Raw genomic sequence first — 15,242 nt, 5'->3', positions numbered from 1 at the left:
CCCTGCAACATGATTCCAAGTCATAGCTCTCAGAGGAGAAGACGCCTTCCGGACGCCGTACGGGCAGGTCGCGGCTCTTCCGACGAATGTGGGCCGTCATATCTGAAGCCAGAGGAGCCCATCTTGTGAATTGCCCGTTTCAGGACTTGTCGGCTTTCTTATGGCGCGGGCAGGTCGAGCAGGCTTGCCCGCCTGGTAGCGCATAGATCATGCAACATCCTCTTCTTCGCCCCGGGGGTCGCTGACGATATACGGGAAATACTGCACGCCGTGCACTCTCCAATGACATCATCCATACATCGAATGCGATACCGAAGCGTTGTCCGGTGCCCATTCGAACCTCTGGCGGATGGTAACTCTCCGCAAATATTCGGGCGTGTGCGACATACCACTCATGAGCAAGGGCCAATCGATCACCCTCATCGAGCACCTCGATGATCCGATCGGCACGAATCGATACCGCGTCAGGGAAGCAGTCGCGCTCGGAAAGTTCGAAAGAGAGCGAGTCCGGTGAGCTATCAATTACCCATGGACCAAGTGTTGCCGCCCATGCAAGAGGAGTAGCAACAACGCCCAGATACCACTGGAGGACAAAAGCTGCAGCTACTTGAGGTGGCGCTTCCACCCCATAGAAGGAAGTCTGACTCGCCCGTACCCGGCGACGCCATTCAGAGGTGGGATCATCGCCCGCGCTCTGAGAGCGAACGATTTCGGCACAGCGATACCCCAAAGACCCCTCGGCCTCAGCCACAACCACGTCCACATAACCGAGGGCGCGGCTGATCGTATCCGTCAGACGACAGGCTTCCTCAACGGGGATACCCATAAGAACATCCTGCACTCCATCGCACCAGAAGAAACGCATGAGGGTGGCCACTCACCGAGTGACCACCCTCATACGGAAATATAAGCTCAACCGAAGTCAAGCATAAGACTACTTATGATCAGGCGTGCGCCTTGTCGTAAGCGGCCTGGAGCTCACCAGAGACACGCCCACGGTCGCTCACCTGGAAACCATTGGCGCGACCCCACTCGCGAACAGCGTTGAGGTCGCGTCGTCCCACACCGCTGGGACGACGGTTCGTCATCTTGCGCCCACCAGAGCGACGAGCGTGGCCGATCCAAGAGGCCAATTCCTCGCGCAACTTCGAGGCATTGTCATCGGAAAGGTCGATCTCGTAACTGATTCCATCCAGTGCAAAAGACACTGTCTCGCGCGCTTCGCCGCCATCGACGTCGTCGACCAGGAGGACCTGGACCTTCTGCGCCATCGTATCTCTCCTCAAGAGTTCAATACTGGATCTTGTAAGGATTCCCTCGGCGCCGATAGTAATTCATCCGAGAGAAAAAGGGAAATGCAAGGTGCTTCACGTTCTATCTCACAGCAGCATCGGCAGGACAAAAGTCGCAGCCCTTGGAGCAAGGTCCTAGGCTGATGGAGACATCACCAAAGAGGAAGCTCTTCCGCCACTGTAGAAGAGCACCATACAGGTCAATACCTGACCCCGCTCAACGCATGTTGTTAAGCAGCCATGCTTCAGTCCGTCTAACGCTGCGAAAACCACACACCAGTAGAGCCATCGACCATGCCCGAAAGCCAAGTCGGGACCTAATACGCCCTACACGCGCGAAACAACACATATGAGCCACAGATCACGGTCAGGATTATGCAGTAAGCCACAGCCCGACCATACGGCCGGTCGGACTACGGCCCTGAAGTCATCACCGTCGAGTTGAACGCACCGCTCACGCAGATCGAATCCTCACGGGCAGGACGAGAACGTTAAAAATGACATGATCGATATGGCCGAGAAGGAACGTACGAGGCCTAGCCTCGCACTGCTACGAAGCGATCTATCCACCACCCCGGGAAAAACACCCACGACGCCATCGGCGCACAGTGAGATACCTCCCGACAAAAAGAAATTCATGCTCCCGTAGGCACTCGACACCAGAGGCCCGGCGGAGCGCGGCAATCCTGTGCACTAGGCGGTACGACCGCCGGATTCAGTGGGGTGCTGCGATCCTAGAGGGGCACTTTTGTCCGAAGCGACGATCCCGGCTTCCCAGCGAGCATGAGCGAGCCGCTCGTTACGGTCCCCCTCGAGGAGGGCCTTCATGACCTTATAGAAGAGGAATCCGATACCTACTGAGGGTGCAAGAGCCAGCACTACCGCCCAGAGCGAATTCATCATTCCTTGCAGCCTCGCTCGCTTCGATCATCGATAGACGCCACCATATGGCTAGACGCCCCACGATCATTGACAAGTAGTCTGAGTCTAGCCTGTCCGCATGCAGATGGTTCCCTGGGAGTCGGCTTGGTATCAGGCGCTCTACGACCCCGATCACGGTTTCTACAGACGCCAGGCACCCTGCGGACACTTCACCACCGCAGCACAAGGTGCTCCCGGAACCGCCCACATCCTCGCGCAGGCCTTGATCGAACTCTGCCGACGCCACGACCTCGACACCGTCGTCGACCTGGCCTCAGGCCGAGGTGAACTCGCTACAGCTCTCACGCTATCTGCTCCCCACCTGCAGATCTATGCCGTTGACATCGGCACACGCCCCCCAGGGATCCCCGACAGGATCACCTGGATCACCACCCCCGGAGGCGCTGATCTCACCGGTCTCCCCCACATCACCGGAGCCCTTACTTTCGCACTCGAATGGCTCGACGTCGTCCCCTGCCCCATCTGGCAACTCGACGAGAAAGGCACCCCGCGAACCCTGCTGGTGTCCCCGGACGGTCGCGAGACCCTCGGGCCCGCCCCCGGAGAACCAGGAGGTCCTTCTCCGGACGACCTCGCCTGGTGCCAGACCTGGTGGCCCTTAGAAGACCAGGAACCAGGTAGCCGGATCGAAGTCGGACGCCCCCGCGACAAGGCCTGGAACCGCCTCCTCGACCACGTGCCCCACGGCCTGGCCATCGCCGTCGACTACGGCCACACCGCCGAAGCCAGACCCACACGAGGCACCCTCACCGGATACCGCCATGGACGCCACCGCCCACCGATTCCCGACGGAGCGAGCGATGTGACTGCCCATGTCGCCGTCGACTCCCTCACCCATGACCGTCTGGACGATCAGCGGAACAGCCTGAACGAACTCGGCATCGACGCCGGCCCACCCGACCCGGGCGATGCTGCCGGCGACCCCACCGGTTATCTCACCGCGCTGAGCGCCTCGAGCACAGCGGCCCGGCTGCTCGACCCCTATGGTCTCGGCAACTTCACCTGGGTGTATCAACGCACATGACCTGCCCAGCACCACCGATACGTCCCCCGCACCGGAGACTCCCTAAGCTGACGACCATGACCGACGGGCCCTCGCAGATCGATGCCAACGAACTCTCCGACACCATCGTCGGCATCGGCGCCGGTGCCCGCTGGTGTTCAGACGCCGTGATCGACCTCGGCGAAGGCCACCCCAGCTCGCACGGTCTGCTCCGGCTCGCGCTGCGTCTCGACGGCGAACGCATCACCTCAGCCGAACCACTCGTCGGACATCTCCACCGCGGAGTCGAAAAACTCTTCGAAGTACGTGACTACCGCCAGATCCTTGCCCTGGCCAACCGGCACGACTGGCACAGCTCCTACGCCGGAGAACTCGGTATCGCCCTCGGCGTAGAACACATGCTCGGGCTGGAAGTGCCCACCCGGGCCACCTGGCTACGTACTCTCCTCGCTGAATACACGCGGATCGTGCACCACCTTGAGTTCCTCGACCGGATGCCGCTGCCCGGGAACGCTCGCCTGCTCGGGCTGCACCCCCTGCGCGAAAGACTCCTCACCGTCCTGGAATCCGCCACCGGCGGCAGGATGCACGTGATGATCGTGCGGATCGGCGGCCTGTCCCAGGACATGCCTGCCGGATGGTTCGCCCAGGTATCCCAGGTGATCGCCCAGGTACGTGCGGTCCTTCCGGAACTCAACCAAGCGCTGGCTGAGGAGCGAGTCCTCGCCGCCACCCGGGGGGTCGCTCTCCTGGACCAGGACCATGCACAGGCCTACGGAACACTCGGCCCCATTTCCCGAGCAGCAGGGATCGACATCGATCTACGTCGGGACGAACCCTACCTGGCCTACGGGGAACTGTTCGCGCCCGGCGGACCAGGCCGTGTCATCACCCGTCACGAGGGAGATGCCCTCGCCAGACATCAGGTCCTTGCCGAACAGATCGAGGTGTCCGTAGAACTGGTCGAGGCCTGCATCGACCGGTTGCGCTCCCTGCCAGCTGAAGGCATCGACGTCCGGCTACCGAAGGTACTGCGCGTTCCGGAAGGAGCGCACTACGTGAGCACGGAAGCTCCCGCCGGACACGCCGGCTATCTGATCGTCTCCCACGGAGAGAAGACTCCATGGCGGCTGGCCATGCGGACACCTTCCTTCGCGGCGGCTTCCGCGCTCTCCGCTGTGCTCGTCGGCACCCGGATCCAGGACCTCGCCGCAGCCCTGGGCTCCTTCTACTTCGTCATCGGGGACATCGACCGCTGATCCGTTCCCTCGAGTTCACCGAGGGTCGACGTCGTCCTCGTCCGACTCGTGGAGGTCTTCAGTAGGGTCGAGACGACACCAGGACTGCACCATGAAACCGCAGAAGGTCAACGCGCCACCGGTGAAGACGTAAGCCAGACAACGCCATACGCCGTCACGGACGGTAGCTGACCCTACATCGGGCAGAAGAACGGCGGCATGGGCCAGGTACCAACCGGCCACCACACCGCCGGCCAGTGCTGCAGCCCTCGCCATGATCAACACCCGGAAAGCAAAGATGGGGTCGAGCCTGCGCTTCCGACGGCCCGACTGCCACCGCCGGACCGGCAACCCCCCGAAGACCAGCCCGGTGCACACCGCCGCCAACATGACCGCGCCGGGCCATCCGGGGAAAGGCATCCGGCCCCAGTGATCGTTCAGATAGCCCTGGAGGAGATAACCCACCCCCAGCGTGAGCATGAACGCCCACCACACCGTGCGCGCAGGCAACCCGCCGTCCGATCCGTGGCCAGGTGGTCGGCCACCTGGACCCGAGATCACCACGAGGACACCGCCACCAGCGCTGCGACAAAAGCCGGCCACTCCGGCCCCGACCTGACTCCCAAGTCACCAGCCACCGGACGCGCACCCTCCAGCCCCGCCACCCCGGACAGCTCCGCCCAGACCTGATACGCCTCGTCCCTGGTCGGATCGGCCAGCAACCAGGGCACCACCACGAAAGCTCGTTCGAAGGCCCGAGGATGGGGCAAAGTCAGCTGCGGGTCGTCCGACCTTCTGGACCCACCACGAACAGGATCGGCATAGTCGATGAGATCGAGGTCCAAGGTCCGCGGCCCCCAACGTACGTCCCGGACACGCCCGTGCACCGCTTCCACCTCGTGCAGCCGAGCCAACAAGGTATGTGGAGCCAGCCTGGTCCGGAGCAGCAGAACCGCGTTCAGATAGGCCGGCTGCCCTTCCGGCCCACCCACCGCGTCGGTCTCCACCACAGGGCTGAGCGTCATCAGATCGACGCCGTCGAGTGCCCCGATTCTGCGGACCGCATCAGCCAGACGCATCGCTGGAAGGGACAGATTCGAACCCAGAGCAACCACTACCGTGGCCGACCGCTCCCGGTGCACCCGCACCGAGACGTCCTCGAAGGGGAGCCCGACCGGTGCCTCAGGCTTGTGCACCTCGACCCTGACCGCCTCCACGGACGGTTCGTCCAGACAGACCGTGGCGATCTGCTCGGCCAAGTGCTCGATCAGGTCGACCGGTCTCCCCCGCACCACCGCCACCGCCCGATGAGCGATCTCGGCATAGCTCACCGTGTCTGCCAGGTCGTCGGAGACCCCGGCCCGTGAAAGGTCGACCTCCAGCTCGATATCGACGACGAAAGGCCGCGGTCGAACCTTCTCTTCGGGGAAGACCCCGTGGCAGGCCTCGACCCTCAGCCCGGACACCGTGATCAGATCACTGGCCATGGCGCCCCTCCCCCAGGGACCCGCCACCGTGATACCTCCGTACTGCGTCCACCACAGCCACCGCCGCGACCGACGAGCGCACATCATGGACCCGCACGGCCCAAGCCCCGGCCTGAGCGGACAGGACACTCACCGCGCAGGTCGCGGCATCCCGCTGCCCAGGTGCTGTCGGTTCCTCGTCGTCCCCCGGCGGGAGTGTGCCCAGGAAACGTTTGCGAGAGGCGCCGACCAACAGCGGGAGACCCAAGGCGGAGAACCCGGCCAGCTCTGCCAGCAGACGCCAGTTGTGCTCAGCGGTTTTGGCGAAACCCAAGCCTGGATCCAAGATCAGCTTGCGCTCGTCGACCCCGACGGCCACCGCTGCCTCGATCCTCGTCGCCAGCTCCGCGTGGACTTCAGCCACCACGTCCGCATAGGACGCCCGGCTCTGCATCACCGAGCCATGGCCCCGCCAATGCATCAAGATGTACGGGCAGCCATGGTCTGCCACGACCCCCAGGATGTCCGGATCGGCCAGCCCCCCGCTGACATCGTTGATATACGTGGCCCCCGCCGCCAGAGAGGCCTGAGCCACCCGGGCCCGCATCGTGTCCACCGAGACCACCGCGCCAGCTGCCGTCAGCTCCCGCACCACCGGAAGAACCCTGCGAAGCTCCTCCTCCTCATCGGGGCGCTGCGATCCTGGACGAGTCGATTCACCACCAATGTCCAGAAGGTGGGCGCCCTCCTCGAGAAGCTTCACGCCGTGAGCGACGGCAGCGCCGTGGTCGAACCAGCGTCCGCCGTCGCTGAACGAATCCGGCGTGACATTCACGATGCCCATCACCAAGGTCGAGGCAGACCCCTTTCCCGGTGAGGCAGGAAGACTCCCAGGCCCGCTCATCCACGTCCCCGCAGGATCAGACCCATCGCCTCAGCCCGGGTCGCCGGGTTCCGCAACATCCCTCGAACAGCCGAAGTCGTCGTCCGGGCGCCCGGCTTCCGCGCGCCACGCATCGACATGCACAGGTGTTCCGCCTCCACCACGACGATCACTCCGCGCGCTTCCAGATGAGTCACCAAAGCGTCGGCCACCTGGGTGGTCAGCCGTTCCTGTACCTGAGGACGCCTCGCGAAACAGTCGACCAGACGAGCCAACTTGCTCAACCCGGTGACCTGCCCGTCCTGTGCCGGGATGTAACCGACGTGCGCCACCCCGTGAAAAGGCAACAAGTGATGCTCACAGGTGCTGAACACCTCGATGTCATGCACCATGACCATCTCGTCATGGTCGATGTCGAAACGACGTTCGAGAATCTCGGCCGGATCCTGCTGCACCCCGGAGAACATCTCCGCATAGGCGCGAGCCACTCGACCAGGAGTGTCCTGCAGACCGTCCCGCTCTGGATCTTCACCCAAGGCCAACAGAAGTTCCCGGACAGCGGCCTCGGCACGGCCCAGGTCAACCCGAGACGACCGGTCAGGTCGCTCGATGTCGCCGGGCCGTGCCGAGGCCACCGCACAGCTGTTCTCAACCACCGACCGGACCGCCCGGCTCCACCTCGATGGTCTTCACCGGAGGATGCTCCTCGCCAGGAGCCCGGTCTTCCAGGTCGTCACCGCGCTCCAAGGCGGCGCGTTCCGCCGGAGTGAGCACCGGAGGCTGGTCGCTGACCGTACGCCGATCGCTGGACAGCCACACCGGACGGCGCGGCTGCTTACGCACCGGAGCGAAGATCTCGGCCAGCTGCTCGGCGTTGAGGGTCTCCTTCTCCAGGAGCTCCAGCACCAAGTGGTCCAAGATGTCGCGGTTCTCGTTGAGGATGCGCCAGGCCTCGTCATGGGCGGCCTCGATCAGACGGCGGATCTCCTCGTCGACGACCGTTGCCAGGCCTTCGGAGTAGTCACGCTGGTGGCCCATGTCACGGCCCAGGAAGACCTCGCTGTTGTCCTGCCCCAGTCGAATCGCACCGATCCGCTCGCTCATCCCGAACTGGGTGACCATCTTGCGGGCCATCCCGGTGGCCTTCTCGATGTCGTTCGAGGCACCCGACGTCGGGTCGTGGAAGATGATCTCTTCGGCCACTCGACCACCCAGGGCGTAAGCCAGCTGGTCCAGCATCTCGTTACGTGACTGGCTGTACTTGTCCTCGATCGGCAGGACCATGGTGTACCCCAAAGCACGCCCACGCGGCAGAATCGTCACCTTCGTCACCGGGTCGGTATGATTCAACGCCGCCGCGACCAGAGCGTGACCACCCTCGTGGTAGGCCGTCATCTTCTTCTCCCGGCCCCCCATCAACCGGGTGCGCTTCTGCGGACCGGCGACCACGCGGTCGATGGCCTCGTCCAAGGCGCGATCGTCGATCATCCTGGCATTCGAGCGAGCCGTCAGCAGAGCTGCCTCGTTCAACACATTCGCCAGATCGGCACCGGTGAAACCCGGAGTACGTCGAGCAACCGCCATCAGATCGACGCCCTCGGCCAGCGGCTTGCCCTTGCCGTGCACCTGAAGGATCGCGTAACGGCCCAGCATGTCCGGGGCTTCCACCGCGATCTGACGGTCGAAGCGTCCGGGCCGCAGCAGTGCCGGGTCCAGGATGTCCGGACGGTTGGTCGCCGCGATGAGGATGACATTCTGCCGGGCGTTGAAGCCGTCCATCTCCACCAGCAACTGGTTGAGCGTCTGCTCCCGTTCGTCATGACCGCCGCCGAGACCGGCGCCACGATGGCGACCCACCGCGTCGATCTCGTCGACGAAGACGATCGCCGGGGAATTCTGCTTGGCCTGCTCGAAGAGGTCACGGACCCGGGAAGCACCCACACCGACGAACATCTCGACGAAGTCCGATCCGGAGATGCTGAAGAAGGGCACCCCCGCCTCACCCGCGACAGCCCGCGCCAGCAAGGTCTTACCGGTTCCCGGAGGACCGTAGAGCAGCACACCCCGAGGGATCTTCGCCCCGACCGCCTGGAACTTGCTCGGCTCGGCGAGGAACTCCTTGATCTCGGTCAATTCCTCGATGGCTTCGTCCGCGCCCGCGACATCGGCAAAAGTCACCGGTTCGGTGTTCTTGTCAGCCAGCTTCGCCCGCGACTTACCGAACTGCATGATGCGACCGCCGCCACCCTGCGCCTGGTTCATCATCCAGACGAAGAAGGCCAGCAGCACCACCATCGGCAGGAAGTTCAAGAGCAAGGTGCCCAAGATCGACGACTGCGGGGGCTTGTCGTTGTATCCGCTCGGCGGCTGCTTCGCCTTCAACTCGCTCAGCAGGGACTCGGCCCGCTGCGGAACATACAGGGTGTAGACCTTCTCCACACCCTTCAACTCGCCGATGTCCTGCTTACCTCGCAGGGTCAACTCAAGGCGATCATTATCGACAAAGGTCGCCGACTCGACCTTGCCACCGTTGATGAGTTGCTCGGCTTCATGAGTCTTGATCTCGGTGAAGCCACCACCCGTCAACAGCCTCGACAGGATGAGCAGCACAGCGACGGCGAAGATGATCAGCGGCCACGGGTTCTTCAGGATGCGTTTGGCGTTCATCTGCGGGGTAGGGCCCCGAACCTCCTGCTCGTCGCGACATTCGACCGGAGCGCCGGCCTCGACTTCCTCGAACGGTACACGAGCAAGGAGGCGCTCCTCACCACCTCGCAACGGTCTGCTGTCCCGAGGTGTTCCGACCACGGTCCGAGTCCTGGCGTCGTGTCCGATCCACACAAGCGGAACCAGCACACATGTTCGACACCGACCGAACCCCCGAAGCACCTCCGCGGATGACCCCGAAAGATCACCCGCGGACGTACATGCTTCAGAACGAAAGCGTATCTTGCCTGTTTTCTTTCGTCACACGCTCGAAGCCCGCCGACGCCCGTACCAACGCTCCAGACGCCAGGCCGTCTCACACAGGACGATGCCCAGCACCACGGAGAAAGCACCGACGGTCAGGGTGTACGGGCTCCCCGTGTCCAGGTTGAAGAAACGGGCCAGCATCGGCACCGTGAAGATCACCACGTACGCCAGCGCGCTCGCCGCGATCAACACGATCTTCCACAGCCGGTCAGGACGGGCCACCACGCCCAGCACCCACATGGCGATCCCGATGACCACGATCAACGCACCGGTCGAGATCTGCTCGGGGTTCGCCCCCCGCGGGTCATGCCTGAGCCACAGGTAGGTGAGGAAGGTGATGGTGCCGATGATCAGACCTGCCGGTGCCGACCGGGCCAGCGCACGCTTGGCGAAACCGGTCCGGGCCCGGTCCGCGTTCGGGGCCAAGGACAGGATGAAGGCCGGGATCCCGATCGTGAACCAGGAGATGATCGTGACGTGGATCGGCACGAAGGGGAACGGCTGCCCCGACAGGCCCACCAACATCGCCAACAGACAGGAGTAGAAGGTCTTCGTCAGGAAGAGTGCCGCCACGCGCTCGATGTTCCCGATGACCCGCCGTCCTTCGGCGACCACCTTCGGCAAGGTCGCGAACCGGTCGTCGAGGAGCACGATCTGTGCCGCCGACCGACTGGCCTCCGACCCCGACCCCATGGCCACACCGACATCGGAGTCCTTCAGAGCCAGGACGTCGTTGACTCCGTCCCCCGTCATCGCGACGACCCGCCCCCGCGATTGCAGCGCGCCGACCATCGCCCGCTTCTGCTGCGGAGTTACCCGACCGAACACCTTGTGTCCGTCGACGGCATCCGCCAACCCGGCAGCGTCATCGGGGAGATGACGGGCATCCATCGCCGTCGTCTCCGATCCCTGACCGATGCCTACGGATCGAGCCACCGCAGCCACAGAGGTTGCATTGTCACCGGAGATGACCTTGACCTCGACGCCCTGCTCAGCAAAATACGCCACGGTGTCGGCAGCATCATCCCGGACCTTCTGCGCCAGCACGGCCAGACCCACCGGGGTCACCTCACCCAGCCCGTCCGGGTCGTCGACCAGTCGTTCCGCAGTGCCCAGGAGCACCACCCGAAGCCCCTGCTCAGCGAATTCTTCGGCCCGCTTGGCAGCCAGCGAACCCGGCACCGCCAGGACGTCCGGCGCACCCAGCACCAGGCTGCGCGGGCGGCCTTCGCCCGTGGTGAAACTCGCCCCGGACCATTTGGTCGCCGAGGTGAAGGGGGCCAGGGCGTTGGTCTCCCAGACCGAGGCCGGGGCCCCGACATGCTCCGCGATCACTGCCATCGTCGGGTTCGGATGCGGGTCTGTCGCCGCCAGCTGCGCCAAGAGCTGCGACACCCGCTCCCGGGATTTCTCGTCGTCCTCGGGCAATGCCACCAGGGTGTCCAGCCGCATACCACCCTCGGTGAGGGTTCCGGTCTTGTCGACACACACCGTGTCCACCCGGGCCAGTCCCTCGATCGCCGGGAGCTCCTGCACCAGGCATCCGTGCTGCCCGAGGCGGATGACCCCGACGGCAAAAGCGACCGAGGTCAACAGGACCAGGCCCTCGGGCACCATCGGCACCAGGGCTGCCACCAGCCCCAGGAGCGCGCCATTGCCATCTGTGTTCACGTGGTTCAGCTGCACCCACACCGTCAGCACACCCACCGGGATCAGCAGGTAGGTGATGTAGCGCAGGATGAGGTCGATGCCGCTACGCAGCTCCGAGTCGACCAAGGTGTACCGGCTGGCCTCTGCTGCGAGTTGAGCTGCGTAGGCGTCTGCACCGATCCGGGTCGCCCGATAGGCGCCCGATCCCGAGGACACGAAGCTCCCTGAAAGAATCTGGTCCCCGGCCTGCTTGTCGACCGGGTCGTTCTCCCCGGTCAACAGGGACTCGTCGACCTCCAGGTAGGACGATTCGACGACCTCACCGTCGACGACCACCTGGTCGCCGGGCTGCAACTCGACGATGTCGTCCAAGACCAGCTCACGCCGGTCGATACGACGGGCCACTCCGTCACGACGCACCAACGGTCGTGCCTCACCGACGATCGCAAGCTTGTCCAGAGTGCGTTTGGCCCGCACCTCCTGGATGATGCCGATGACGCTGTTCACCACGATCAGCAAGGCGAACAAACCGTTCTTGAACGAGCCCGTGATCGCCACGATGCCGAAGAGAACCGCCAAGATCGCATTGATCCGGGTGAACACATTCGCCCGGATGATCTGGCCGACGGTCCGCCCCGAACGTGGGGGAAGGTCGTTGATCTTCCCCTCACGGATCCGCTCAGCGACCTGTTCAGAAGTCAGCCCCCCGCTGGAGAGAGCCGACACCCCGCTGTCCTCGTCCTGCCGTTTCATCGGCGCTCCAACACTCACCTGATTCTTCCTCCCGACGCAGCACTATCGGCGGTTGCCGGAAGAACCGGAGCCACCCCATGAAGCACGTGCGAACGGTGCCAGAGGTTCCCTAACTGGATCGGAGCGCGCAGAAAAAAGTGGATGTACCCGCGTTCAGGCGTAGACGTGCGGCGCCAAGGTTCCGACACACCTGAGGTTGCGGTACTCCTCGGCGTAGTCGAGCCCGTAACCCACCACGAACTCGTTCGGGATGTCGAAACCGACGTACTTGACGTCGACTTCGACCTTGGCCGCGTCCGGCTTACGCAGCAGAGTGCAGATCTCCACCGAGGCCGCGTCACGAGAAGCGAGATTCGCCTTGATCCAGCTCAAGGTCAGGCCCGAGTCGACGATGTCCTCGACGATCAGGACATGCCGGCCGGTGATATCGGTGTCCAGGTCCTTCAAAATGCGCACCACACCGCTGGACTTCGTCCCAGACCCGTAGGAGCTGACCGCCATCCAATCCATCGGCACTGTGCGAGGCATCGCCCGCATGAGGTCGGCCATCACCAGGACAGCACCCTTCAGGACACCCACGAGGAGCAGGTCCTTCCCGGCGTAGTCCTCCGAGATCTGCACGGCGAGTTCCTCGAGCCGGTTCATGATCTGCTCCTCGCTGATCAGCACCTTCTCGAGATCAGCACCCATGTGCTCGGCGTCCACTCATATCTCCTCTGTCGCGTGACCGTCAGGTCCCTCAGCAGGCACCGCCGAAACCGACGGCACCAGGCCACCACCAGGAGAGCACTCCCGGCCGTCACCCATCTCCCATTCTCGCCCACCACGGTCGGTCAAGCCGACCAGACCGCCCCTCCGGCCGAACCAACGTCCTCCGGGCAAAGCCACCGGTCCTTGTCCTCGCCACCGCACGACCAGCGCATCCATCGCTGACACATGCCGAGAAGTCACCTCAGAACATCCCTCTTCTCGCGCCAACAAAAGCCATAGCCGCCCTCGAACAGCAGCCGGTCGCCCGGCTACGGCAGCGGCCGTCCAAGGCCAATCGCCCAGCTCCTGATACGCCTGCGCAGCGAACAGATCGAGCGCATCGGCGTCCTCCCTGGCCAAAGCCGCGCTGCGGGCCAAGGCCGCGGACAGGACCGGCCCGAGCTCCTCGCCGGCCTCTCTCAACAGACGACGGACCCGGTTGCGGAGAAAAGACGGATCCTCGTTACTCGGATCCATCCACGGCACCAGCCCCTGAGCCCGACAAGCCTCCACCGTGTCCTGTCGAGGCAGGTCGAGCAAAGGCCTCTCATAAGGCGGCCGACGACGGGGAATGCCGGACAACGTACGGGTCCCCGAACCTCGAAGCAGCCCCAGGAGAACCTGCTCGGCCTGGTCGTCCCGGGTATGCCCCAACCAGATCGAGCCGACGCCGTATTCGACCATCACCTCCGCGAAAGCGGCATAACGTGCGTGCCTCGCCCGCGCCTCCGGCCCACCCCCGCCGAACTGCGGCACCTGCACCCGGCGGATCACCACCGGATCCAGACCCAGCCCTCGACATCGGTCCGCAGCTTCTCGACAAGCCTGTGCCGACCCCTCCTGGAGGCTGTGGTCCACGGTCACCGCGCCCACCCGGACCGGGTACTTCCGCGCCTCGAAAGCCGCAGCCGCAGCGAGCGCCAACGAGTCGGCCCCGCCGCTGCACGCCACCAAGACCAGACTGCCCGGTGCACAACCGGCCAGATGTGAGCGCACCGCATGCCGAGTGGCGGCCACGGCAGGGTGAGGTCCGGTCATCGGGTGTTCGTCCCTCCGCGGCTCAGGTGTGCTTCCCGGTCAGCCGTGGACACGGGCGATCCATGCTGCGGGGTCCTGAATTTCCTGAGCGTCCGGCAAGGTCTGCGGTGAATCCCAGACCGCGTTGAAACCATCGAGCCCGACGGCGGCGGTGACCTCCCGGACGAAGGCTGCCCCGTCCCGGTACTGCGCCATCTTGGCCTCCAGGCCGAGCGCTCGCCGGAAGAGTGCGGCCAGGCCGGTGACCTCGTGACGGCGGGACTCGAAGCGTCGGCGGATCAGGTCGACGGTGGGGACCACGTGGGGTCCGACCTCGTCCATCACGACATCGGCGTGGCCTTCCAGCAGGGCCATGACGGCGCTGAGCCTGGCGATATCGGCGCGTTGTCCCTCGTCGAGGAACAGTTCGGCCAGACCGGCTCCGCCAGGGCGCAGTGCGGCGCCTGCGTTCTTGGCCACCAGGGTCAGCCGGTGGAGCACCTGGTCGCTGCGCGGCATCAGGTCTGCCGCGATGCGGCGGGTCTGTCCGATCATGTGCTCACGCAGCCAAGGAACCGCGGTGAACTGCACCCGGTGGGTCTCTTCGTGCAGGCATACCCAGAGCCGGAAATCGTGCGGGTCCAGGTCGAGTTCTCGTTCGACCTGGACGATATTGGGCGCGACCAGCAAGAGGCGGGGCGCATTCGTGGAGCTGTAGGCCAGGTCGTACTGACCGAGGATCTTGGTGGCCAGGAAGCTCATCAGGACGGTGAGTTCGCCCGCGGTGGTGGCCCCGGCAAGATGCCTGGCAAGCAGGCCTGGTTCTGGGCGCCCGGCGCTGCGGACGGCTGCGTCGACCACCGGGTCGATCAATGCGGCGAAGGAGTCGATGTTGATCCGGGCCCAGGTGGGTCGGTCCACGACCAGTGCTGTTTCGGGGCCGGTGGGCGCGTGCAGCCCCGAGGTCCGAGCTACGGGATCGTAGGCGCGCTGGGAAGCTGAGTGCAGGTCGGCGACCACCTCGTCCGCTTGTGCCCGATCGATCACGGGGCCGGCCGGGGTGATCCTCCGGATTCCTTTCAGGGCGAGCTCCCAGTTGATCAGTCGCAGGGGCTCTGCGGCAGGCTCCGGGTGCCCCGTCGAGTCGTCGGGGCTCTGGGCGTTGCCGGGGCCGCCGCTGCCGTACTGGCCTGCTCGCTGTTCACCCATGGGGGCATCCTCCCCCGGATGGTCGTGGAAAGCACACTCCCGGGCCGCGGATGCGCAGGGGCGCCC

Annotated in this window: 13 protein-coding genes; 2 read left to right on the top strand and 11 right to left on the bottom strand. The window is 64.5% G+C overall.

The window, feature by feature from the left end; genetic code table 11:
• Positions 1 to 139: 139 nt before the first annotated feature.
• Together DX923_RS02520 and DX923_RS02515 are read right to left on the bottom strand one after the other, a co-directional pair.
• Positions 140 to 877, bottom strand: a complete 738-nt coding sequence (locus DX923_RS02520) for a (2Fe-2S)-binding protein (protein ID WP_116112459.1) — start codon at positions 875 to 877, stop codon at positions 140 to 142.
• A 67-nt stretch (positions 878 to 944) separates the two neighbouring features.
• Positions 945 to 1,271 carry a histone-like nucleoid-structuring protein Lsr2 gene (locus DX923_RS02515; RefSeq protein WP_116112458.1) on the bottom strand — a complete coding sequence of 109 codons (327 nt, stop codon included), beginning with the start codon at positions 1,269 to 1,271 and terminating at the stop codon, positions 945 to 947.
• A 1,021-nt stretch (positions 1,272 to 2,292) separates the two neighbouring features.
• On the opposite strand from DX923_RS02515, the gene DX923_RS02505 reads away from it, so the two are divergent.
• On the top strand, positions 2,293 to 3,258 hold the full coding sequence (locus DX923_RS02505; RefSeq protein WP_116112454.1) for an SAM-dependent methyltransferase: 966 nt from the start codon (positions 2,293 to 2,295) through the stop codon (positions 3,256 to 3,258).
• A 56-nt stretch (positions 3,259 to 3,314) separates the two neighbouring features.
• Complete coding sequence (locus DX923_RS02500) at positions 3,315 to 4,496, top strand: NADH-quinone oxidoreductase subunit D (protein WP_116112453.1); 1,182 nt, start codon at positions 3,315 to 3,317, stop codon at positions 4,494 to 4,496.
• Positions 4,497 to 4,511: 15 nt separating this feature from the next.
• Here the strand turns inward: DX923_RS02500 and DX923_RS02495 are convergent, their stop codons facing one another.
• The 9 genes from DX923_RS02495 to DX923_RS02455 form a co-directional block, all read right to left on the bottom strand.
• Positions 4,512 to 5,039 (bottom strand): DUF3180 domain-containing protein, encoded by a 528-nt coding sequence (locus DX923_RS02495; RefSeq protein ID WP_162872731.1) that lies wholly within the window; start codon positions 5,037 to 5,039, stop codon positions 4,512 to 4,514.
• Positions 5,033 to 5,962 carry a 2-amino-4-hydroxy-6-hydroxymethyldihydropteridine diphosphokinase gene (folK, locus tag DX923_RS02490; protein WP_162872730.1) on the bottom strand — a complete coding sequence of 310 codons (930 nt, stop codon included), beginning with the start codon at positions 5,960 to 5,962 and terminating at the stop codon, positions 5,033 to 5,035. Before folK ends, DX923_RS02495 begins: the two co-directional genes overlap by 7 nt.
• Positions 5,952 to 6,845, bottom strand: a complete 894-nt coding sequence (gene folP / locus DX923_RS02485; RefSeq protein WP_116112448.1) for a dihydropteroate synthase — start codon at positions 6,843 to 6,845, stop codon at positions 5,952 to 5,954. The genes folK and folP overlap by 11 nt, the downstream gene beginning before the upstream one ends.
• Complete coding sequence (folE, locus tag DX923_RS02480) at positions 6,842 to 7,459, bottom strand: GTP cyclohydrolase I FolE (RefSeq protein ID WP_430732297.1); 618 nt, start codon at positions 7,457 to 7,459, stop codon at positions 6,842 to 6,844. The genes folP and folE overlap by 4 nt, the downstream gene beginning before the upstream one ends.
• Before the next feature lie 13 nt (positions 7,460 to 7,472).
• A complete protein-coding gene (gene ftsH, locus DX923_RS02475) occupies positions 7,473 to 9,491 on the bottom strand; it encodes an ATP-dependent zinc metalloprotease FtsH (RefSeq protein ID WP_116116110.1) in 2,019 nt (672 codons plus the stop codon).
• A gap of 300 nt (positions 9,492 to 9,791) precedes the next feature.
• Positions 9,792 to 12,218 carry an HAD-IC family P-type ATPase gene (locus tag DX923_RS02470; RefSeq protein WP_116112446.1) on the bottom strand — a complete coding sequence of 809 codons (2,427 nt, stop codon included), beginning with the start codon at positions 12,216 to 12,218 and terminating at the stop codon, positions 9,792 to 9,794.
• A 135-nt stretch (positions 12,219 to 12,353) separates the two neighbouring features.
• Positions 12,354 to 12,905 (bottom strand): hypoxanthine phosphoribosyltransferase, encoded by a 552-nt coding sequence (gene hpt, locus DX923_RS02465; protein ID WP_116112445.1) that lies wholly within the window; start codon positions 12,903 to 12,905, stop codon positions 12,354 to 12,356.
• The gene (gene tilS, locus DX923_RS02460; protein WP_116112443.1) at positions 12,906 to 13,988 is read right to left on the bottom strand and encodes a tRNA lysidine(34) synthetase TilS; all 1,083 of its coding nucleotides are present in this window, start codon (positions 13,986 to 13,988) and stop codon (positions 12,906 to 12,908) included. It abuts the gene before it with no gap.
• Between the two features lie 39 nt (positions 13,989 to 14,027).
• Positions 14,028 to 15,176 carry a zinc-dependent metalloprotease gene (locus DX923_RS02455; protein WP_116112441.1) on the bottom strand — a complete coding sequence of 383 codons (1,149 nt, stop codon included), beginning with the start codon at positions 15,174 to 15,176 and terminating at the stop codon, positions 14,028 to 14,030.
• Positions 15,177 to 15,242 lie beyond the last annotated feature (66 nt).

Source organism: Austwickia chelonae, from assembly GCF_003391095.1.
In the GTDB taxonomy this organism is placed as follows: Bacteria; Actinomycetota; Actinomycetes; order Actinomycetales; family Dermatophilaceae; genus Austwickia; species Austwickia chelonae_A.
Note: the sequence above shows the minus strand (reverse complement) of the source record. Positions and strands in the feature narration are given on the sequence as shown.

Coding starts and splice junctions, on each gene's coding strand:
- DX923_RS02515 (WP_116112458.1), bottom strand. CDS start 1,271: ATGGCGCAGAAGGTCCAGGTCCTCCTGGTCGACGACGTCGATGGCGGC.
- DX923_RS02505 (WP_116112454.1), top strand. CDS start 2,293: ATGCAGATGGTTCCCTGGGAGTCGGCTTGGTATCAGGCGCTCTACGAC.
- DX923_RS02500 (WP_116112453.1), top strand. CDS start 3,315: ATGACCGACGGGCCCTCGCAGATCGATGCCAACGAACTCTCCGACACC.
- folK (WP_162872730.1), bottom strand. CDS start 5,962: ATGGCCAGTGATCTGATCACGGTGTCCGGGCTGAGGGTCGAGGCCTGC.
- folP (WP_116112448.1), bottom strand. CDS start 6,845: ATGAGCGGGCCTGGGAGTCTTCCTGCCTCACCGGGAAAGGGGTCTGCC.
- ftsH (WP_116116110.1), bottom strand. CDS start 9,491: ATGAACGCCAAACGCATCCTGAAGAACCCGTGGCCGCTGATCATCTTC.
- tilS (WP_116112443.1), bottom strand. CDS start 13,988: ATGACCGGACCTCACCCTGCCGTGGCCGCCACTCGGCATGCGGTGCGC.
- DX923_RS02455 (WP_116112441.1), bottom strand. CDS start 15,176: ATGGGTGAACAGCGAGCAGGCCAGTACGGCAGCGGCGGCCCCGGCAAC.